Here is a 15,050-nt window from a genome sequence, read left to right as displayed (position 1 = left end):
GTCGCGGGTTCACGCGCCGGTGTGGCCGATGTGCTCGATATGCAGGGCCTGGGCGCCCGTGTCGATGCGGTAGAGAACGCGCCAGGGCCCGTGGCGCAGCCGACGGTGATCGGTTCCCCAGGGACGGGACTCCTCGGGCCGGGGGTTCTCGGCGAGCCGATCGGTGGCCCGGAGGAGGGCGTCGACACCGCGGGAGTCGTTCTTGAGATGCCCCGCGGCCGCGTTGAGGGCGGTCGGCTCCCACAGGACCCGCCAGGTCACTCCCCTCTCCCGGCGGCATCGAGGAGGGCGCGGCGTGCCTCGTCGTGCGGAATGGGTGCTTCGGCGCGGCCGAGCGCGCGATCCCGCTCGAGGCGGGCCAGCGCGAGGGCGTCCTCCAGGTCCTCGAGTTCGGCGGGGGAGATGAGGACCGCTGTGGGGACACCGCGGTCGGTCAGGGTGATGTGCTCGTGCTGGGCGGCCCGGCGAGCGAGATCGCCGAGTTTGCCGCGTGCTTCCGCGATGGGATATGTAGCAGACATATATCTAGTGTACATAAGCACCACACTTCTGGTGGTGTTTCCGGCCCCTGTTGGCGGAGCGGAAACCGCCCAGGGTGGCGGGCGCGCGAGCGCACCGGTCGCATCGGCTGAGTCCGCCGCGTGGCGGCGGGTGGTCGGCCTCTGGTCCGACATCCATTCTCTGACTAGAGTCAGAGAATGGATTCGGAGCAGATCGAGCAGGTGCGGCGCTTCAACCGCACCGTCACCGAACGCGTGGGTGTCCTCCACGACCGCTATCTGGGCCGCGACCGGCCCGTCGGCGAGGCGCGGCTGCTGTGGGAGATCGGCGAGCGCGGCGGCGCGCATGACGTACGGCGGCTGCGCGAGCGCCTCGGGCTGGACTCCGGGTACGTCAGCCGCCTGCTGCGCGCCCTGGCGGCCGACGGCCTGGTGACGGTGGAGCCGCACCCGGAGGACCGGCGGGTGCGCACCGTCCGGCTCACCGACGCGGGCCGCGCCGAGCGCGCCGAACTCGACGCCCGCAGCGCCGAACTGGCCGGCTCCCTGCTGGCGCCGCTCAACGACGGCCAGCGCGCCCGGCTGACCGCCGCCATGGCCGAGGCCGAACGGCTGCTGACCGCCGCCACGGTCACCCTGGAGGTCACCGACCCGGACCACCCCGACGCCCGGCACTGCCTGCACTCCTTCTTCGCCGAACTCCAGGAGCGCTTCGACACCGGCTTCGACCCCGCCCGGAGCCTGCTGCCCGACGCCGGCGAACTCCGCCCGCCGCGCGGTGTGTTCCTCGTCGCCCGGCTGCACGGCGAGCCCGTCGGCTGCGCCGGCCTGAAGCTGCCGTCCGGCGCCCCGGCCGAGGTCAAGCGGATGTGGGTGGCGCCCCGCGCCCGGGGCCTGGGCCTGGCCCGCCGCTTCCTGTCCGAACTGGAGGCGCGGGCCGCGCACCACGGCCACGAGGTGCTGCGGCTGGACACCAACAAGGTGCTCACCGCCGCGATCGCCCTGTACCGCTCCCACGGCTTCACGGAGGTCCCCGCCTTCAACGACGAACCGTACGCCCACCACTGGTTCGAGAAGCGGATCACCGCTGGGCCGCCGTCCGGTCCGCGGGAGTGAGCGGGCGCGGTGTCGTGGGGCGCTGGTAGGTTCACCGCCGGACGGGTGCCGGGGCCGTACGGGACGGCGGGGCGACGGGACGGGGGGAGACGGGGAGATGGACCGCGGGCGGTGGCGGAGGGCGTACAACCGGCTGGTGTGCGGCACGGCCGTCCTCGCGATCGGGCTGAGCGGCTGGACGCTGTGGGAGATGTGGGACCGCCGGAACACCGTTGACGAGGCGTGCGCGGGCCTGGTCCCGGCAGGCGAGGTGCTGGCCCTGTCCGGGAGCGGAGGAGAGATCACCGCCGCCGAGGAGATCGAGCCGGACGGACCCTTCGCCCAGGCCTGCGTGCTGCGCAGCGCGGAGGCCGCTGAGGCGCTGGGCGGGTCGGGCACCCGGCAGTTCTTCATCGTGCAGCTCGCCACCGAGCCCACCGGGTGGACTTCCGAACCGGTGGACGACAGCTTCCAGGACCCGCTCGACCCCTCCAACCCGTGGATCCGCGTCCCGCTCGTGCACCAGCCGGTCGGCGGCGGCATCGCAGGCGAGGTCACCGAGAACGGGGTCGCCGTCCGGCTGCCCTGCCCCGGGGGCGAGCACCGGGGCGAGGAGATCACCGCGATACGGGCCTCGGCCACCCTGGACCTGGTGGCGTACCGGGAGTTCGGACAGGACGGCCAGCTCCGTCAGGCCGACCGCGACCGGCTGGCGGACATCGCGGCCGCCACCGCAGACAACCTCGCCGCCGAGCTGGGCTGCCCGGACCGTCTCCCCGAGCCGCCGGACGGCATACCGGCGCTGAACACCGAAACGGTCGACCCGGACGAGGCGGAGGGCACCTGCGCCTGGTACGGCTCGGCGGATCTGGACAACTCCTCGGGCTGGCTGCCGGACCGGGCGCTGGAGAGCCGCGCCGACGAGCTGGTGTGGCGGGAGCGCTGCCTGCTGACCGTCAGCGGCGAGGCCCGGGGCGCGACGCACCTGCGGTACCGGGACGACCCCGCCTACCGGCGGTACCGCGAGGCCGACGAGGGACGGGGACGCTGGTGGCTCAGCGCCGAGAGCTTCTTCGGTGACGCCGCCGAGCGCGTCTCACCCGACACCGTCGACACGGACAGGGCGGTGGTCGTCCCCGGCAGCGGCGGCTACGACGGCCGGTCGAACGCCTGGTGGGCCACCTCCGTCTGCGACGGGAAGCCCGCCGTCCACGTCCTCACCGCGGGCCACCCGTACGTCCAGGGTGCGGGCCGCCACCTGGAGCCGGTCTTCCGCGCCTACGTCGAGGACGTCGCCGAGCGGCGCGGTTGCACGGACGTCGTCCTGCCCACGGCGGACGACTTCGCGCGGGCGGACTGACCCGGGCGTGCGGACGCCCGCCGGGGCGCGGGGACGGCCGCGTCCGACGGGCCCCGCTCAGCGCAGCCGGTCCGCCACCACGTTCCAGACCTCCCCGGCGCCGCCGATGAACCCTCCCCAGTACGGGTCCTCCGCCTTGATGACCGGGATGTGGGTGACCTTCTCGTTCCTCTTGTCGGAGAGGAAGGCGAACAGGCTGCGCAGCGGGACGGACTTCTCCCGTCCTCTCCCGGAGCCGTAGGAGGCCAGGTACTTCAGCTCGGCCGCCGTGGCGTAGTCCCTCGCCCAGGCGACGCCGTCGTCGCGGCCCTCCTCGCGCAGCTCACGGTCGCTCCTGAGCCGCTCGCGGTCCCGGTCGTCGATCGTGCCGCGCAGGCGTTCGACCACGGCGGCGATGCCGCTGGTGACGTTCTCCCTCGCCCGTTCCCGCGCCGCTGCCCGCTCCACCGCGTCGCGCAGGGCCTCCTGGCAGATCGCCGAGATGGGCAGATCACGGGCGCGGACCTGCTCGGCGAGGGCGTCGGGAACCGAGATGTTCATACGCATGCCGCACTCCTCCGGCGTCGGGCCGTGCTCTCCCGCAAGCATTACACACTCGTTGTGTAATCACGCGACGGGCTTGCCCACGGCAGCACGTACCGGACCGCGGACGGAACCGCGCCGCCCTCCCCGAACGGCCCGCGTACCGCCGCCTCACCGCCGCCAGAACAGATGGTGCGTCACGCCGCTCGGGCTGGGCACGGCCTCGTGGTGGAACCGGTCGAGCAGTTCATCGGGGGAATCCCAGAGCCGCACCCCGGATCCGAGCCGCACCGGCGAGACCGCCACGTGCATGGTGTCGACGAGGCCGGCGTCCAGGAACTGCCGGATGGTGGTGGCCCCGCCGCCGAGCCGGACGTCCCTGCCCCGCGCCGCCTCCCGCGCCTGCTCCAGGACCGCGGCCGGATCGCCGCCGACGAAGTGGAACGTGGTGTCGGAGAGCGTGAACGAGGGGCGCTCGTGGTGGGTCATGACGAACACCGGGGTGCGGAACGGGGGCTCGTCACCCCACCAGCCGAGCCAGTCGTGGTCCTGCCAGGGCCCGCGCTGGGGCCCGAACTTGTTGCGGCCCATGATCTCGGCGCCGATGTTGTGCGTGAAGTCCCGCGTGAAGTAGTCGTCCAGACCGCGGCTGCCCCCGGGAGCGGTGCGGTTGGGCCAGCTCGCCGTGGCACCGGCCCAGGCGAACATTTCCCCGGGGTCGGCGTGGCCGAACGGCCTCTCAAGGCTCTGGCCCTCACCGGCACCGAAACCGTCGTGCGAGACGACGAAGTTCTGGACTCGCAGCAGCTGACCCATGTGTTTCCTCCTGGCTGTCGACAACAGTGGGACCGTACGGGCCGGAAGAACTCATCGCCGCGGCCGTGACCGGCCCGCCCCGCCCGGTCGCGGGGCATCGCGTACTTCTCCCGCGCGGCTGCGGACTGCGAGGATCGGGGAACCCGCGTGCGGGACGGAGGTGCGGATGAGCGTGCGGATCAGGCCCGCGCGGGCGGCGGAGGCGGCGGCCCTCACCGACCTGGCGCTGCGGTCCAAGGCGCACTGGGGTTATGACGCCGCGTTCCTGGACGCGTGCAGAGACGAGCTCACCGTCGCCGCGGACGAGGTCGTACGCCGACGGGCCACGGTGGCCGACCGGGACGGCCGCGTCCTGGGCTTCACCACCCTTGAGGGCGAACCGCCGGTCGGCGTGCTGGGCATGATGTTCGTCGAGCCGCGGGCCATCGGCCAGGGGATCGGCCGCCTGCTGTTCCGGCACACCGTCACCGCCGCGCGGGAACTGGGCTTCGCCCGGCTCACGATCGACGCGGACCCGCACGCCGAGCCCTTCTACCGCGCGATGGGCGCGGTGCGCACGGGGGACGTCCCCTCGGGCTCCATCGCCGGCCGGCTGCTGCCGCGACTGGTCCTCACCGTCCGGCGCTGACCCCGGCGTGGCCCGGCGACGTCACCGCCGGAAAACCTCCGGCGCGGCGGGCGACGGCACGGCCACCGCCCGCCGGGGCGGCCCGCGCCGCCTGGCCGACGGGCTGGAGGGTGCCTGGCGGTGGTGGCCGGACGCGGGCCGTCCCGAGGTGTACGACTTCGGCATGACCGTGGAGCCGTAGCACCAGTCCGTCTGGTGCCGGGACCCGGACACCGGCCGCGTCCCGGAGAGAAGCTGACCCGTGTACGCGGCGCGGATGTCCCGGCGCGTGAACGCCCCGCGCTCGGGGCCGTCTACCGCGCGCTGGTGGACGCGGACGCGATCGCGTGACGCGATCAGGCGCGGTACGAGTCGGCCAGTGCGGTGAACGCGGCCTTGGGTTCCCAGGGCATGTCGGAGTAGGTCCCGCCGTGGCGGCCGTCGAGGACCCTGACGATGCCGGGGCTGGCGAGGTCGAGGTCGTCGCGGGGGTCGCCGTCGGGGCGGTGGGGGAAGTTGTCGAGCGCGAAGAGGAACACGAAGGTGCTGTCGACACCGCAGGCGTCGAAGATCTCCAGCAGCTCGCGGAGGTAGGCGGCCTGGCCGGCCTCGTCGCGGGTGAACTCGCCGTTCAGCCGGATCGGCGCGCCGGTCCCCCTGTCGTACTCGGCGATCTCCATGCAGCGTCCGCCCAGCTCGCCGGCGCCGCGGTAGGCGGCGGTGCCGAACTCGGTGACGGCGACCGGCTTCCCCTGCGCGACGAGCTCGCGCACCCCCTCGGCGAACCGGTCGGCCACCTCGGCCGACCGGTACAGGTCCACGCCGACGAAGTCGAAGGGCGCCCAGTCGACGCGTTCGAGCGGCACGGCGGCGTAGGTGATCCTTCCGCCGAAGCGCTCGCGGACGAGGCGGGCGGCCTCGGTGAGGAAGCCGTTGACGCGCGCGCTGAGTTCGCCCACTCGCTCGGGCAGGCGGTCCCGCCGGTCCAGCAGCAGCCGGAGCCGGTCCTCCTGGGTGTCGCCGGGCAGGAACCCCTTGTTCATCAGGCTCACCTCGGCGCCGGTGACGAACACGACCTCGGCCCCCTGCCGCCGTAGCCGCTCCGCGCGGGCGGCGCAGTCGGCGAACAGGTCGAGCATCTCCCCGCCGGTCAGTTCCAGGGGGTAGGGCGAGAACCAGACCTCCAGGCCGAGGTCGGCGGCGTGGGCCGCGGCCGACTCCAGCCGCTCCGGATCGCCGCCGATGACGCGGACGGCGGTGCAGTGCAGGTCGTCGCGGATGACGCTCAACTCGCGTCTGACCACGTCCGGGTCGAAGCGCTCACGGGAGATCACTCCCCCGCGGACGAAACCGGTGTCGTAACTGATGCCCTTGGCCCGCATGCTCCTGGTCCTTCCTGACGGCTGCTGTGGGGGTCTGACGCTAAGCGCAAAAGATGCGTGCACGCAAGTTTGCGTGCACGCACGGTCATTGGGATGCTGGGGACGTGACGACACGACGAAGCGGGCTGCGCGAGCGGAAGAAGCAGGCCACCCGGGAGGCGTTGCGCGCGGCGGCACTGCGGTTGGCCCTGGAGCACGGGCCGGACAACGTCCGCGTAGACGACATCGCGCAGGCCGCCGGCGTCTCGCCCCGCACCTACAACAACTACTTCTCCAGCCGCGAGGAGGCGATCGTCGCCGCCGTCACCGCCGAGCGGGAGTCCCGGGTGGCGGCGGCGGTGGCCGCCCGGGCCGGTGCCCGCCTCGCCGACGACGTCGTCGACGCGGTCGTGGAGCAGTACACCGACCCGGGCGACCCCGACCGCGACGTACTGCTGCTGATCACCACCGCCCCCGCGCTGCGCACCGCTTTCCTGGACACGGCCGCCGCGATCGGCCGCCCCCTCGCGGACGCGATCGACAACCGCCTCGGCGGGACCGACCCGTACACCGCCCGCGTGCTCGCGGCGAGCGTCGCCGCCGCCGTCCGGGTGGCGCTTGAGCGGTGGCTGCAGCCGGCCGCCGCGTCCCCGGCGGCCGGTGGGCTCGTCGTCCCGGCCGGCTCGCTGCCCGATCTGCTCCGCTCCGCGCTCGCACCGCTCGTGCCCGCACTCGACGCGGCCGAGGAGCGGCTGCGGCGCGGCGAGCGCCGATGACGACGCGACCGCACCGGAGGAACGCAGCGAACCGGCGCGTCCGCCCGGACGCCCGGGGCCCAGGGGCAATACTCCGGCATGACCGCGGAGCCGCACCGGCAGCCGGTCGCCGCTCCACAGGCCGTCGACCGTGTTCCGGAGAGGAGTCGACTCACATGTACGCGGCGCGGATGTCCCGGCGGGTGAACGCCCCGCGCTCGGCCGTCTACCGGGCGCTGGTGGACGCGGACGCGATCGCGCGGTGGCGGGTGCCGGCCGGCATGCGCGGCCGGGTGCACGAGTTCGACGCCCGCGAAGGAGGGCGGTTCCGCGTCTCGCTCACCTACGACGCGCCGACCGGCACCGGCAAGTCGGCCGCGCACACCGACACGTACCACGGTCGCTTCGCGGAGCTCGTGCCGGACGAGCGGGTGGTCGAGGTGTTCGAGTTCGAGACCGGGGACCCCGCCCTGCGCGGCACGATGACGATGACCACCACGCTCACCGACGCGGACGGCGGCACCGAGGTCCTGATGGTGCACGAGGGCATCCCCGACGCCGTACCCGCCGCCGACAACGAGACGGGCACACGCATGGCCCTGGAGAACCTCGCCCGGCTCGTGGAGCCGGACGACCACCCCGGGTGAGCCGGGCCCCGCCCACGGCGGTCAGCCCGCGGCCGCGGCCGGGACCGGACGGCCGGGGTCGCCGCGGTCCCGGGGACGGCGCTCGGCCGCCTCGGCGAGCCGTCGACCGCGTCGCCGGCGGCGTGGGCCGCGGCGGGTGCCGCCGTCCGGACGTTGCACGACGCGCCGTTGCCGCCCTGGCCCGGCCGGACCGGAAGGGGCCTGGACGCGTTGGCGGCGGAACTCGACGGCGAGTGCGAGTGGCTCGTGACTAACGGCGTCCTGCCCGCCGACCTGGTCACCCGCAACCGCCGGGCCGCCGGGGCCGCGCTCCGGCCGTGGACTCCGGTGTTCGCGCACGGCGACCTGCAGATCACTCACGTGTTCGTCGACGGCGACGGGATCACCGGCGTCATCGACTGGTCCGAGGCGGGCCGGGGTGATGCCCTGTTCGACCTCGCCACCCTGACGCTCGGACACGAGGAGCACCTCGGCGACGTCGTCGCCGGCTACGGCACCGGTGTCGACCTCGACGTGATCCGCGCGTGGTGGTCGTTGCGCAGCCTGCTGGCGGTTCGCTGGCTGGTCGAGCACGGCTTCGGCCCGTTCGCACCGGGCTGTGAGGTCGACGTGCTGAGATCCCGGCTGTAGCTGCGCGGGCCCGACCACTGCGGGTGCGTCCTGACGCATCGACGAGCAGGAGACGGCGGAGAACTCCCACACGCGTACATGCGGGCCGGTGATCACGTCGTCACCGATGATCGCGTTGGGCGGATGCGGTTCGGGAGCCGGCCAGGCCGGTCCTCACCGGCGCGGTCGGCCTTGGGGGAGCGGGCCCTGTCGGCGGCCACGGCTGCTGGCCGGGTACGGGGACGGTCGACGGGCCCGGGGAAGCCGGCGTCTGCCGCCGTATCCATGCAGGTCACGGTGGGGGCGATCATGCCGGCCAAGGCTTGACACCGGCAGACGACCACCCGAATATGTTAATCGCATTGACAAATAGGGGAGGCAGCGTGACTCAGGGCGAACTCGGACGTGCCGACGAGAGGATGCAGGCTCTCCTCGCGGCCGATGAGGATCTACGGCGTCTGATCGCCGGCGACTGGATCCGCTACCGCACTTCCCCGGCGCTCCAGGAGCTCTCATGGGACGCGCACGCGACGTGCGCGAAGATCAACCGCGTCTTCTACGACGACCCCGCCGAAGCGCGGCGGCTGTTCCGCGAGCTCGTCCCCGGAGCAGGCGAGGACATCGACTTCAGGCCGCCCATCAGCATCGACTACGGGATGCGCCTCGTCATCGGCGACCGGACGTTCATCAACGCGGACTTCCTCGTCATCGGCGGCGGGCAGGTCACGATCGGCGCGGACTGCCTCATCGGACCGCGCTGCGGCATCTACACGCCCAACCACGCACAGGACATCACCCGTCGGCTCGAAGGGTGGGAGCTCCCCGAACCCGTCGTGATCGGTGACAACGTGTGGCTCGGCGGATCGGTCACCATCACCCCCGGAGTGACGATCGGCGACCACAGCATCGTCGGTGCAGGTTCGGTCGTCACGAAGGACATTCCCTCCGGCGTCGTCGCCGTGGGCAATCCGTGCCGGCCCATCAGGCACATCGAACCCTAGGGGCCGCTGCCGTCAAAGTGTCACGCCCACATCAGCAGCGCGGCGAGGGTGACGGCCGCCTGGTAGGACTCAGCGGTCTTGTCATAGTGGGCGGCGATCCCGCGCCACTGGTCGGGTAGCCGGGCCACGGCGCCGTGACCCGGCTACCCGACCGCCACCGGGCTGTGGCCACGAGATACGACAAGCTCGCCGTCCGCTACGAGGCCACTGTGCTGGTCGCAATGATCAACGAATGGATACGAGTGGCTCTGGCGTACCTGTGATCGTTAGCCTCACCAGCTGTGAAGCAGCGGCAGCAGAAGAAGCTCTCCCACCGCCTTTTCGCGGCAATCCTGTCAGGTGACGCCAGGTGCGCGAAGACCCTGCTGCGCAGTGGAGCAAGCCCGGAGAGAAGGAACACCGACGGCACCACTCCTCCGTACCTGGCGTCAGTACAGGGAGAGACCGAAGTGGCCCGCTTGCTCATGGAGGCCGGGGCTTCCCCTGGCACTGAAAGCAGTGGTCCCGGCTCGGAAGGCACACCGCTGTGCGCGGCTGCTTGCCGGGGACACACCGCAACGGTCCGGGAACTGTTGGCGCACGGCGCCGATCCCGACCTCCGCGAAGACCAGGGCGCAGGCTGGTCGCCGCTGGACTGGGCGGACAATGGCCCCCACCCCGACATCACCGAAATTCTCAGGGCAGCAGGAGCGCACTCAACAACAAAAGCTCCCCTAGCTCCGTAGCCGGCATGATCTCTCACTCACTCAGGATGAATCCTGCCCGTCACCGGGGCGCTTGGCGCAGGAGACGACGCCCAGCACCTCACCGGTACTGCTGTGGACCATGTCCTGACAGGCGTGTCGAGTTCGGCCCACCAGCCGGTGTCCACAGGTGAGCGGCCCGCCGGTGCCTCGGCGAGCATCACGGGTGCGGTCTCGGGCTGACCGGGGAGCCGGCCCCCCGTGGTGCCTGGTGGTCAGGCGGGTATGTCGAACTCGTTGCCCTTGGCGCCGTCGATGAAGCACTCCCAGACGTGGCGGGTGACGACGAAGGGCGGGTTGTCCGGGTCCTCGTTGTCGCGGAGCGCGACCCGGTCACCGGGCAGGAAAGCCACCTCCAGGCAGCCGCCGGTGGCCGAGCTTGCCGCGCTCTTGAACCAGTCGGCGTTGCTGAGGTCAGCAGGAGTCGGGTTGGTGCCGGCCATCGTGCCTCCTCGGTCGCCTTCAGGACAGGTGGTCGAACTCTCCCCGGTGGGCGCCGTCGAGGAACGCGGCCCACTCTGCGGGGGGTGAACAGGAACGGTTCGCGTTCGGGGTGCTTGCTGTCGCGCAGGGCCACCCAGCCCTGCGGGGCCGCCGCGACCTCCACACACGCGCCCTGGCCGCTGTCGGCACTGGCCTTGGTCCAGGTCAAGGCCGTGTAGTCCACCACGGGCGGGGCTGTTTTCATGATCTACTCCTTTGCGGCGAACGTTCTGGGCAGCGCAGCCGGCTCCGCCGGAACTCGGAGCGCGAGGTCAGGCGGTCATACCGCGCCGGGAAGCCAGGCGTTCCCCGAGCCGCTGTGCGGACGCGGTGTCCGGGACGCCCGGCAGGCGGGCGGTGATGTTGCCGACACCGTCGTCGATCCGTACGGAGTGCGCGCCTTCCGCGCAGTCCAGGAAGTCGTGCCAGGTGGCCAGCGCCCGGTCGGTGTCGCCGCGCTTGAGCTGGACGTGGCCGAGGTCGGCCAGGACGATGGCACGGGTACGCCTGCGGTCCAGACCGTGGATGTCGAGGGCGAGGCGCAGATGCTCCTCGGCGGCCTGGAGGTCACCCGTCTTCGCGTGGATCATGCCGGACTCATGGGCCCAGCGCCCGTGGCTGTAGTGGGACGCCCATGACCCCACGCCCACCCCTCGTCCCCGGGCTGCGGCCCGTGCCGCCCGCCCGTCCCCGCCGCGGTGAGCGCGGCCGGTGGACGACCACCGCCGTCGACGGGCGCTCGGAGCTGAGCCCCCGGCGGGCCCGGGAGTACGTGCGCCGGGTCTGCGGGCGGTGGCGGGTGCCCGCCGCGCAGGCCGAGAACGCCGCGCTGATCGTCTCGGAGCTGGTCACCAACGCCGTGGTGCACGGCGGTGGCGACCGCGTCACGGTCGTGCTGACGCTGACCGGCCGGGACCGGCTGACGGTCAGCGTCACCGACCGGGGACCGTGCGGCGGAGTCCGGTGTACGGGTGCTGTGGCGGTGGCACGTCCACCGCGCCCACGGCCCCCATGGCCGGGGGGGAGTTCGGATGAGCGGCCCCGCGCCCGCCCCGCCGCCGTGGGCCGTACGGCACGTGGGGCGGCTGGTGAAGATCTTCCGGACGCGGGCCGGCATCGACCGGCGGGAGCTGGCCCGGCAGGCCGGATACAGCACCTCCCAGGTCGAACCCATGGAGCAGGGCAGACGCACCCAGCAGCCGGAGTTCCTGGACCGGGCCGAGGAGATCCTGGCCGCCCACGGGGTTCTGACGGCGGTGAGGGAACTGCTCGCGGACGGCTCCCGGGCCGTGGCGGAGTCCGCCGGGCGCGCGCCCGCCGACCGCACGCCCACCGGTCCGCAGACCCTCGCCGAGCTGCGCGCCGCCCTGGCCCTGGCGTCCCCCGGGGAGCCGGCCGCGTTCGACGCACGGCTGAACGGAACGCGGGTGACCGAACTGCCCGCCGTCGTCGCCGAGTACCAGCGGCTGCCGGCGCTGCGGGCCGGGCCCGGGGCCCGCGCAGTCATCGCCGCCCTGCTCACGGGCCGGGGAGCCGCCGAGCCGTAGGAAGACGCAAGAGGGGGCGCGCGGTGCCGGGGTCACCCGCCGTCGGTCGCGGCCCGGCGCCGCCTCCTGCCGAGTACCGGGCCCAGCAGGGCGGTGCCGACGGAGATGAGGGCGAGCCGTACGCCCCACTCGACGGCGGTCCCGTACTCGGCGTCGGCGAGCACGGGAAGCCGGAGCAGGAGCGTGCCGAGCGGATAGGTGGCCAGGCAGACGAGCAGCACCGCCCAGAAGGGGGGCTCGTTGCGGACGGTCAGCACGGTCAGGCCGAGGAACACGGTGCCGAGCGCGGCGAGGACGGCTATGGAGGTCATGGGCACCAGCCTTCCGGCCGGAGGGCGGGGGAGCGTCGGTCGCGCGGGGGAACCGCGCCTCTGCCGGAGGACATAGGGAGGACACGGGCACGGGGCACAGGCCACGGCCCGCCGCCCGGGGCGCCGCGGTACGACTGATCGCCGCGACCGGCGGGTAACCCCCTGCTCCGGTCACCCGGCGTTCTACGCTGACGCCATGCCTCCCGCGAAGCGCAAGCCCAGGACGTACGATCCGGCTCTGGTGCGGGCCGGGCTCATCGGCCAGGTGGAGTCCGTGCGCATCGCCGTGCACCAGCTCACCCCCGAGCAGCTGGCCCGGCCCTCCGGGCTGCCCGGCTGGGACGTGCACCACCTCGTCGTCCACATCGCCGGGCAGATCGAGGCGGTGCCCCGGCTGCTGGCCGAGCCCCCGCCCCGGGTGGCCGGGCCGCAGGCGGACCTGAACACCTGGGCGGTGTCCACCGCCGCCGTCGCCGACCGGCTCGACGCGGCGACCCGCAAGCACGCCCAGGAGTACGAGAGCGCGGCACAGGCCGTCGACGACGCCGTCGAGCAGCTGGAGCCGGTGCTGGAGCAGGCGGTGCGGCCCGACGTGCTGCTGCCGCACGGCTTCGGCGCGATGCGCGCCCTGGACTTCACGGTGACCCGGCTGGTGGAGCTGGTGGTGCACGGCGACGACCTGGTCCGCGCCACCGGCGTCCGCGTCCCGCCGGCCCGCCAGGCGCTGGCCGCCGCCGTACGGCTGCTGGCCGACGCGCTGGCCGCCAAGGCGCCCGGCTCGTCGGTGGAGGTGCGCATCCCGCCCTTCGCGGTCGTCCAGTGCGTCGAGGGCCCCCGGCACACCCGGGGCACCCCGCCGAACGTCGTGGAGACCGACCCGCTCACCTGGATCCGGCTGGCCACCGGCCGCACCGACTGGGCCAGGGAGCTCGATGCGGCGCATCTCACAGCCAGTGGCGAACGCGCCGATCTGCGTGAGCACCTTCCTGTACTGGGCTGATGCCCCAGTGTGAGCGATTCGCGCGGCGACCGCCCGGATTCGGAGCACCGCGTGACCTGTCCTAGACTCGAACGCGTGCCACGTGGCGACGGACGACTCAACCACGACCTGCTCCCGGGTGAGAAGGGCCCCCAGGACGCCTGCGGCGTCTTCGGTGTCTGGGCCCCGGGAGAAGAGGTCGCCAAGCTCACCTATTTCGGGCTGTACGCGTTGCAGCACCGGGGACAGGAGTCCGCGGGAATCGCTGTGAGCAACGGCTCGCAGATCCTCGTCTTCAAGGACATGGGCCTGGTCTCCCAGGTCTTCGACGAAACCTCGCTGGGTTCCCTGCGGGGCCACATCGCGGTGGGCCACGCCCGCTACTCGACGACCGGCGCCTCGGTGTGGGAGAACGCCCAGCCCACCTTCCGGGCCACCGCGCAGGGCTCGATCGCGCTGGGCCACAACGGCAACCTGGTCAACACCGCCGAGCTGGCCGAGCTGGTGGCGGAGCTGCCCAGCACCGGCGGCCGGGCCAACCGGGTCGCCGCCACCAACGACACCGACCTGGTCACCGCGCTGCTGGCGGGCCAGGTGGACGGGGACGGCAAGCCGCTGACCGTGGAGCAGGCGGCGCCCGGCGTCCTGCCGAAGGTCAAGGGCGCCTTCAGCCTCGTCTTCATGGACGAGCACACCCTCTACGCCGCCCGCGACCCGCAGGGCATCCGCCCGCTGGTGCTCGGCCGGCTGGAGCGCGGCTGGGTGGTGGCCTCCGAGACGGCCGCCCTGGACATCGTCGGCGCCTCCTTCATCCGGGAGGTCGAGCCCGGCGAGCTGATCGCCGTCGACGAGGACGGGCTGCGCTCCCAGCGGTTCGCGGAAGCGAAGCCGAAGGGCTGTGTCTTCGAGTACGTGTACCTGGCGCGGCCCGACACCGACATCGCCGGCCGCAACGTCTACCTCTCCCGGGTGGAGATGGGCCGCCGGCTGGCCGCCGAGGCCCCGGCGGAGGCGGACCTGGTCATAGCCACCCCGGAGTCCGGCACCCCCGCCGCGGTCGGCTACGCCGAGGCCAGCGGCATCCCCTACGGCAGCGGCCTGGTCAAGAACTCCTACGTCGGCCGGACCTTCATCCAGCCCTCGCAGACCATCCGCCAGCTCGGCATCCGCCTCAAGCTCAACCCGCTCAAGGAGGTCATCCGCGGCAAGCGCCTGGTGGTCGTCGACGACTCGATCGTCCGCGGCAACACCCAGCGCGCCCTGGTGCGGATGCTGCGCGAGGCGGGCGCGGCCGAGGTGCACGTGCGGATCAGCTCCCCGCCCATCAAGTGGCCCTGCTTCTTCGGCATCGACTTCGCCACCCGCGCCGAGCTGATCGCCAACGGCCTGTCGGTCGAGGAGATCGGCACCTCGCTGGGCGCGGACTCGCTGGCGTACATCTCCCTGGAGGGCATGGTCGAGGCGACCACCATCGCCAAGCCGGACCTGTGCCGGGCCTGTTTCGACGGGGAGTACCCGATGGAGCTGCCGGATCCGGGGCTGCTGGGCAAGCACCTGCTGGAGACCGAGACGGCCGAACCCGCCGGTGCCGACCCGGACGGTGTGCGGAGCCTGCTCGGGGGCCCGGGCGCGGCCGACGCGCTGCGCAGGCCCTGAGCAGCCGCACCCAGCCGCCCCCCAGCTCCCCGCCGCCTCCGCCGGCCCCGCACAGAGG

18 protein-coding genes and 4 pseudogenes are annotated in these 15,050 nt (G+C 73.0%); 13 read left to right on the top strand and 9 right to left on the bottom strand.

Features of this window, described 5'->3' with window-relative positions; all coding sequences use genetic code 11:
- Positions 1-9 precede the first annotated feature (9 nt).
- Positions 10-261: a type II toxin-antitoxin system RelE family toxin gene (locus V1L54_RS20275; RefSeq protein ID WP_330119484.1), complete on the bottom strand. Its 252-nt coding sequence runs from the start codon at positions 259-261 to the stop codon at positions 10-12.
- Entirely contained in the window at positions 258-521 is a 264-nt protein-coding gene (locus tag V1L54_RS20270) for a type II toxin-antitoxin system prevent-host-death family antitoxin (protein WP_330119483.1), read from the bottom strand. Before V1L54_RS20270 ends, V1L54_RS20275 begins: the two co-directional genes overlap by 4 nt.
- A gap of 177 nt (positions 522-698) precedes the next feature.
- Here V1L54_RS20270 and V1L54_RS20265 point away from each other — a divergent pair, with 177 nt between their 5' ends.
- Positions 699-1,616 carry a bifunctional helix-turn-helix transcriptional regulator/GNAT family N-acetyltransferase gene (locus V1L54_RS20265; protein WP_330119482.1) on the top strand — a complete coding sequence of 306 codons (918 nt, stop codon included), beginning with the start codon at positions 699-701 and terminating at the stop codon, positions 1,614-1,616.
- Positions 1,617-1,713: 97 nt separating this feature from the next.
- Positions 1,714-2,955, top strand: a complete 1,242-nt coding sequence (locus V1L54_RS20260) for a hypothetical protein (protein WP_330119481.1) — start codon at positions 1,714-1,716, stop codon at positions 2,953-2,955.
- Between the two features lie 57 nt (positions 2,956-3,012).
- Here V1L54_RS20260 and V1L54_RS20255 read toward each other — a convergent pair whose 3' ends face one another.
- Together V1L54_RS20255 and V1L54_RS20250 are read right to left on the bottom strand one after the other, a co-directional pair.
- Positions 3,013-3,501 carry a type II toxin-antitoxin system CcdA family antitoxin gene (locus tag V1L54_RS20255; protein ID WP_330119480.1) on the bottom strand — a complete coding sequence of 163 codons (489 nt, stop codon included), beginning with the start codon at positions 3,499-3,501 and terminating at the stop codon, positions 3,013-3,015.
- Between the two features lie 147 nt (positions 3,502-3,648).
- Positions 3,649-4,293, bottom strand: a complete 645-nt coding sequence (locus V1L54_RS20250; RefSeq protein ID WP_330119479.1) for a dihydrofolate reductase family protein — start codon at positions 4,291-4,293, stop codon at positions 3,649-3,651.
- 166 nt (positions 4,294-4,459) lie between these two features.
- Between V1L54_RS20250 and V1L54_RS20245 the strand changes: the two genes are divergently transcribed.
- Together V1L54_RS20245 and V1L54_RS20240 are read left to right on the top strand one after the other, a co-directional pair.
- Positions 4,460-4,921: a GNAT family N-acetyltransferase gene (locus V1L54_RS20245; RefSeq protein WP_330119478.1), complete on the top strand. Its 462-nt coding sequence runs from the start codon at positions 4,460-4,462 to the stop codon at positions 4,919-4,921.
- A 7-nt stretch (positions 4,922-4,928) separates the two neighbouring features.
- Positions 4,929-5,102 carry a hypothetical protein gene (locus V1L54_RS20240; protein WP_330119477.1) on the top strand — a complete coding sequence of 58 codons (174 nt, stop codon included), beginning with the start codon at positions 4,929-4,931 and terminating at the stop codon, positions 5,100-5,102.
- Between the two features lie 154 nt (positions 5,103-5,256).
- On the opposite strand, the gene V1L54_RS20235 is transcribed toward V1L54_RS20240, so the two are convergent.
- Positions 5,257-6,282 carry a glycoside hydrolase family 113 protein gene (locus V1L54_RS20235; protein ID WP_330119476.1) on the bottom strand — a complete coding sequence of 342 codons (1,026 nt, stop codon included), beginning with the start codon at positions 6,280-6,282 and terminating at the stop codon, positions 5,257-5,259.
- Positions 6,283-6,386: 104 nt separating this feature from the next.
- On the opposite strand from V1L54_RS20235, the gene V1L54_RS20230 reads away from it, so the two are divergent.
- The 5 genes and pseudogenes from V1L54_RS20230 (at position 6,387) to V1L54_RS20210 (ending at position 9,998) form a co-directional block, all read left to right on the top strand.
- Positions 6,387-7,037 (top strand): TetR/AcrR family transcriptional regulator, encoded by a 651-nt coding sequence (locus V1L54_RS20230; RefSeq protein WP_330119475.1) that lies wholly within the window; start codon positions 6,387-6,389, stop codon positions 7,035-7,037.
- A gap of 155 nt (positions 7,038-7,192) precedes the next feature.
- The gene (locus V1L54_RS20225; RefSeq protein ID WP_330119474.1) at positions 7,193-7,663 is read left to right on the top strand and encodes an SRPBCC domain-containing protein; all 471 of its coding nucleotides are present in this window, start codon (positions 7,193-7,195) and stop codon (positions 7,661-7,663) included.
- A 57-nt stretch (positions 7,664-7,720) separates the two neighbouring features.
- A pseudogene (locus V1L54_RS20220) lies at positions 7,721-8,293 on the top strand (phosphotransferase family protein); the annotation flags it as partial.
- Positions 8,294-8,655: 362 nt separating this feature from the next.
- On the top strand, positions 8,656-9,273 hold the full coding sequence (locus V1L54_RS20215; protein WP_330119473.1) for a sugar O-acetyltransferase: 618 nt from the start codon (positions 8,656-8,658) through the stop codon (positions 9,271-9,273).
- A gap of 464 nt (positions 9,274-9,737) precedes the next feature.
- Positions 9,738-9,998: an ankyrin repeat domain-containing protein gene (locus tag V1L54_RS20210; protein ID WP_330119535.1), complete on the top strand. Its 261-nt coding sequence runs from the start codon at positions 9,738-9,740 to the stop codon at positions 9,996-9,998.
- A gap of 233 nt (positions 9,999-10,231) precedes the next feature.
- On the opposite strand, the gene V1L54_RS20205 is transcribed toward V1L54_RS20210, so the two are convergent.
- From V1L54_RS20205 to V1L54_RS20195, 3 genes and pseudogenes are all read right to left on the bottom strand, one after another.
- Positions 10,232-10,459, bottom strand: coding sequence for a DUF397 domain-containing protein (locus tag V1L54_RS20205; protein ID WP_330119472.1), 228 nt, complete (start codon positions 10,457-10,459; stop codon positions 10,232-10,234).
- Between the two features lie 134 nt (positions 10,460-10,593).
- Positions 10,594-10,704, bottom strand: a pseudogene (locus tag V1L54_RS20200) (DUF397 domain-containing protein); the annotation flags it as partial.
- Positions 10,705-10,771: 67 nt separating this feature from the next.
- Positions 10,772-11,173 (bottom strand): annotated as a pseudogene (locus V1L54_RS20195) (NsdA family TPR-like regulatory protein); the annotation flags it as partial.
- Between V1L54_RS20195 and V1L54_RS29510 the strand changes: the two are divergent.
- Positions 11,134-11,436: pseudogene (locus V1L54_RS29510) on the top strand (ATP-binding protein); the annotation flags it as partial. The pseudogenes V1L54_RS20195 and V1L54_RS29510 sit on opposite strands and share 40 nt — an antisense overlap.
- A gap of 94 nt (positions 11,437-11,530) precedes the next feature.
- Positions 11,531-12,046, top strand: coding sequence for a helix-turn-helix domain-containing protein (locus V1L54_RS20190; protein ID WP_330119471.1), 516 nt, complete (start codon positions 11,531-11,533; stop codon positions 12,044-12,046).
- Positions 12,047-12,078: 32 nt separating this feature from the next.
- Here V1L54_RS20190 and V1L54_RS20185 read toward each other — a convergent pair whose 3' ends face one another.
- Complete coding sequence (locus tag V1L54_RS20185; protein WP_330119470.1) at positions 12,079-12,357, bottom strand: hypothetical protein; 279 nt, start codon at positions 12,355-12,357, stop codon at positions 12,079-12,081.
- Between the two features lie 196 nt (positions 12,358-12,553).
- On the opposite strand from V1L54_RS20185, the gene V1L54_RS20180 reads away from it, so the two are divergent.
- Both V1L54_RS20180 and purF read left to right on the top strand, forming a co-directional pair.
- Positions 12,554-13,357, top strand: a complete 804-nt coding sequence (locus tag V1L54_RS20180; RefSeq protein ID WP_330119469.1) for a maleylpyruvate isomerase family mycothiol-dependent enzyme — start codon at positions 12,554-12,556, stop codon at positions 13,355-13,357.
- A gap of 75 nt (positions 13,358-13,432) precedes the next feature.
- On the top strand, positions 13,433-14,992 hold the full coding sequence (gene purF / locus V1L54_RS20175) for an amidophosphoribosyltransferase (RefSeq protein ID WP_330119468.1): 1,560 nt from the start codon (positions 13,433-13,435) through the stop codon (positions 14,990-14,992).
- The last annotated feature ends 58 nt before the right edge of the window (positions 14,993-15,050 follow it).

The sequence above is a fragment of the Streptomyces rubellus genome, assembly GCF_036323805.1.
In the GTDB taxonomy this organism is placed as follows: domain Bacteria; phylum Actinomycetota; class Actinomycetes; order Streptomycetales; family Streptomycetaceae; genus Streptomyces.
The sequence above is the reverse complement of the archived record's forward strand: the minus strand, read 5'-3'. Positions and strand labels throughout refer to the sequence as shown.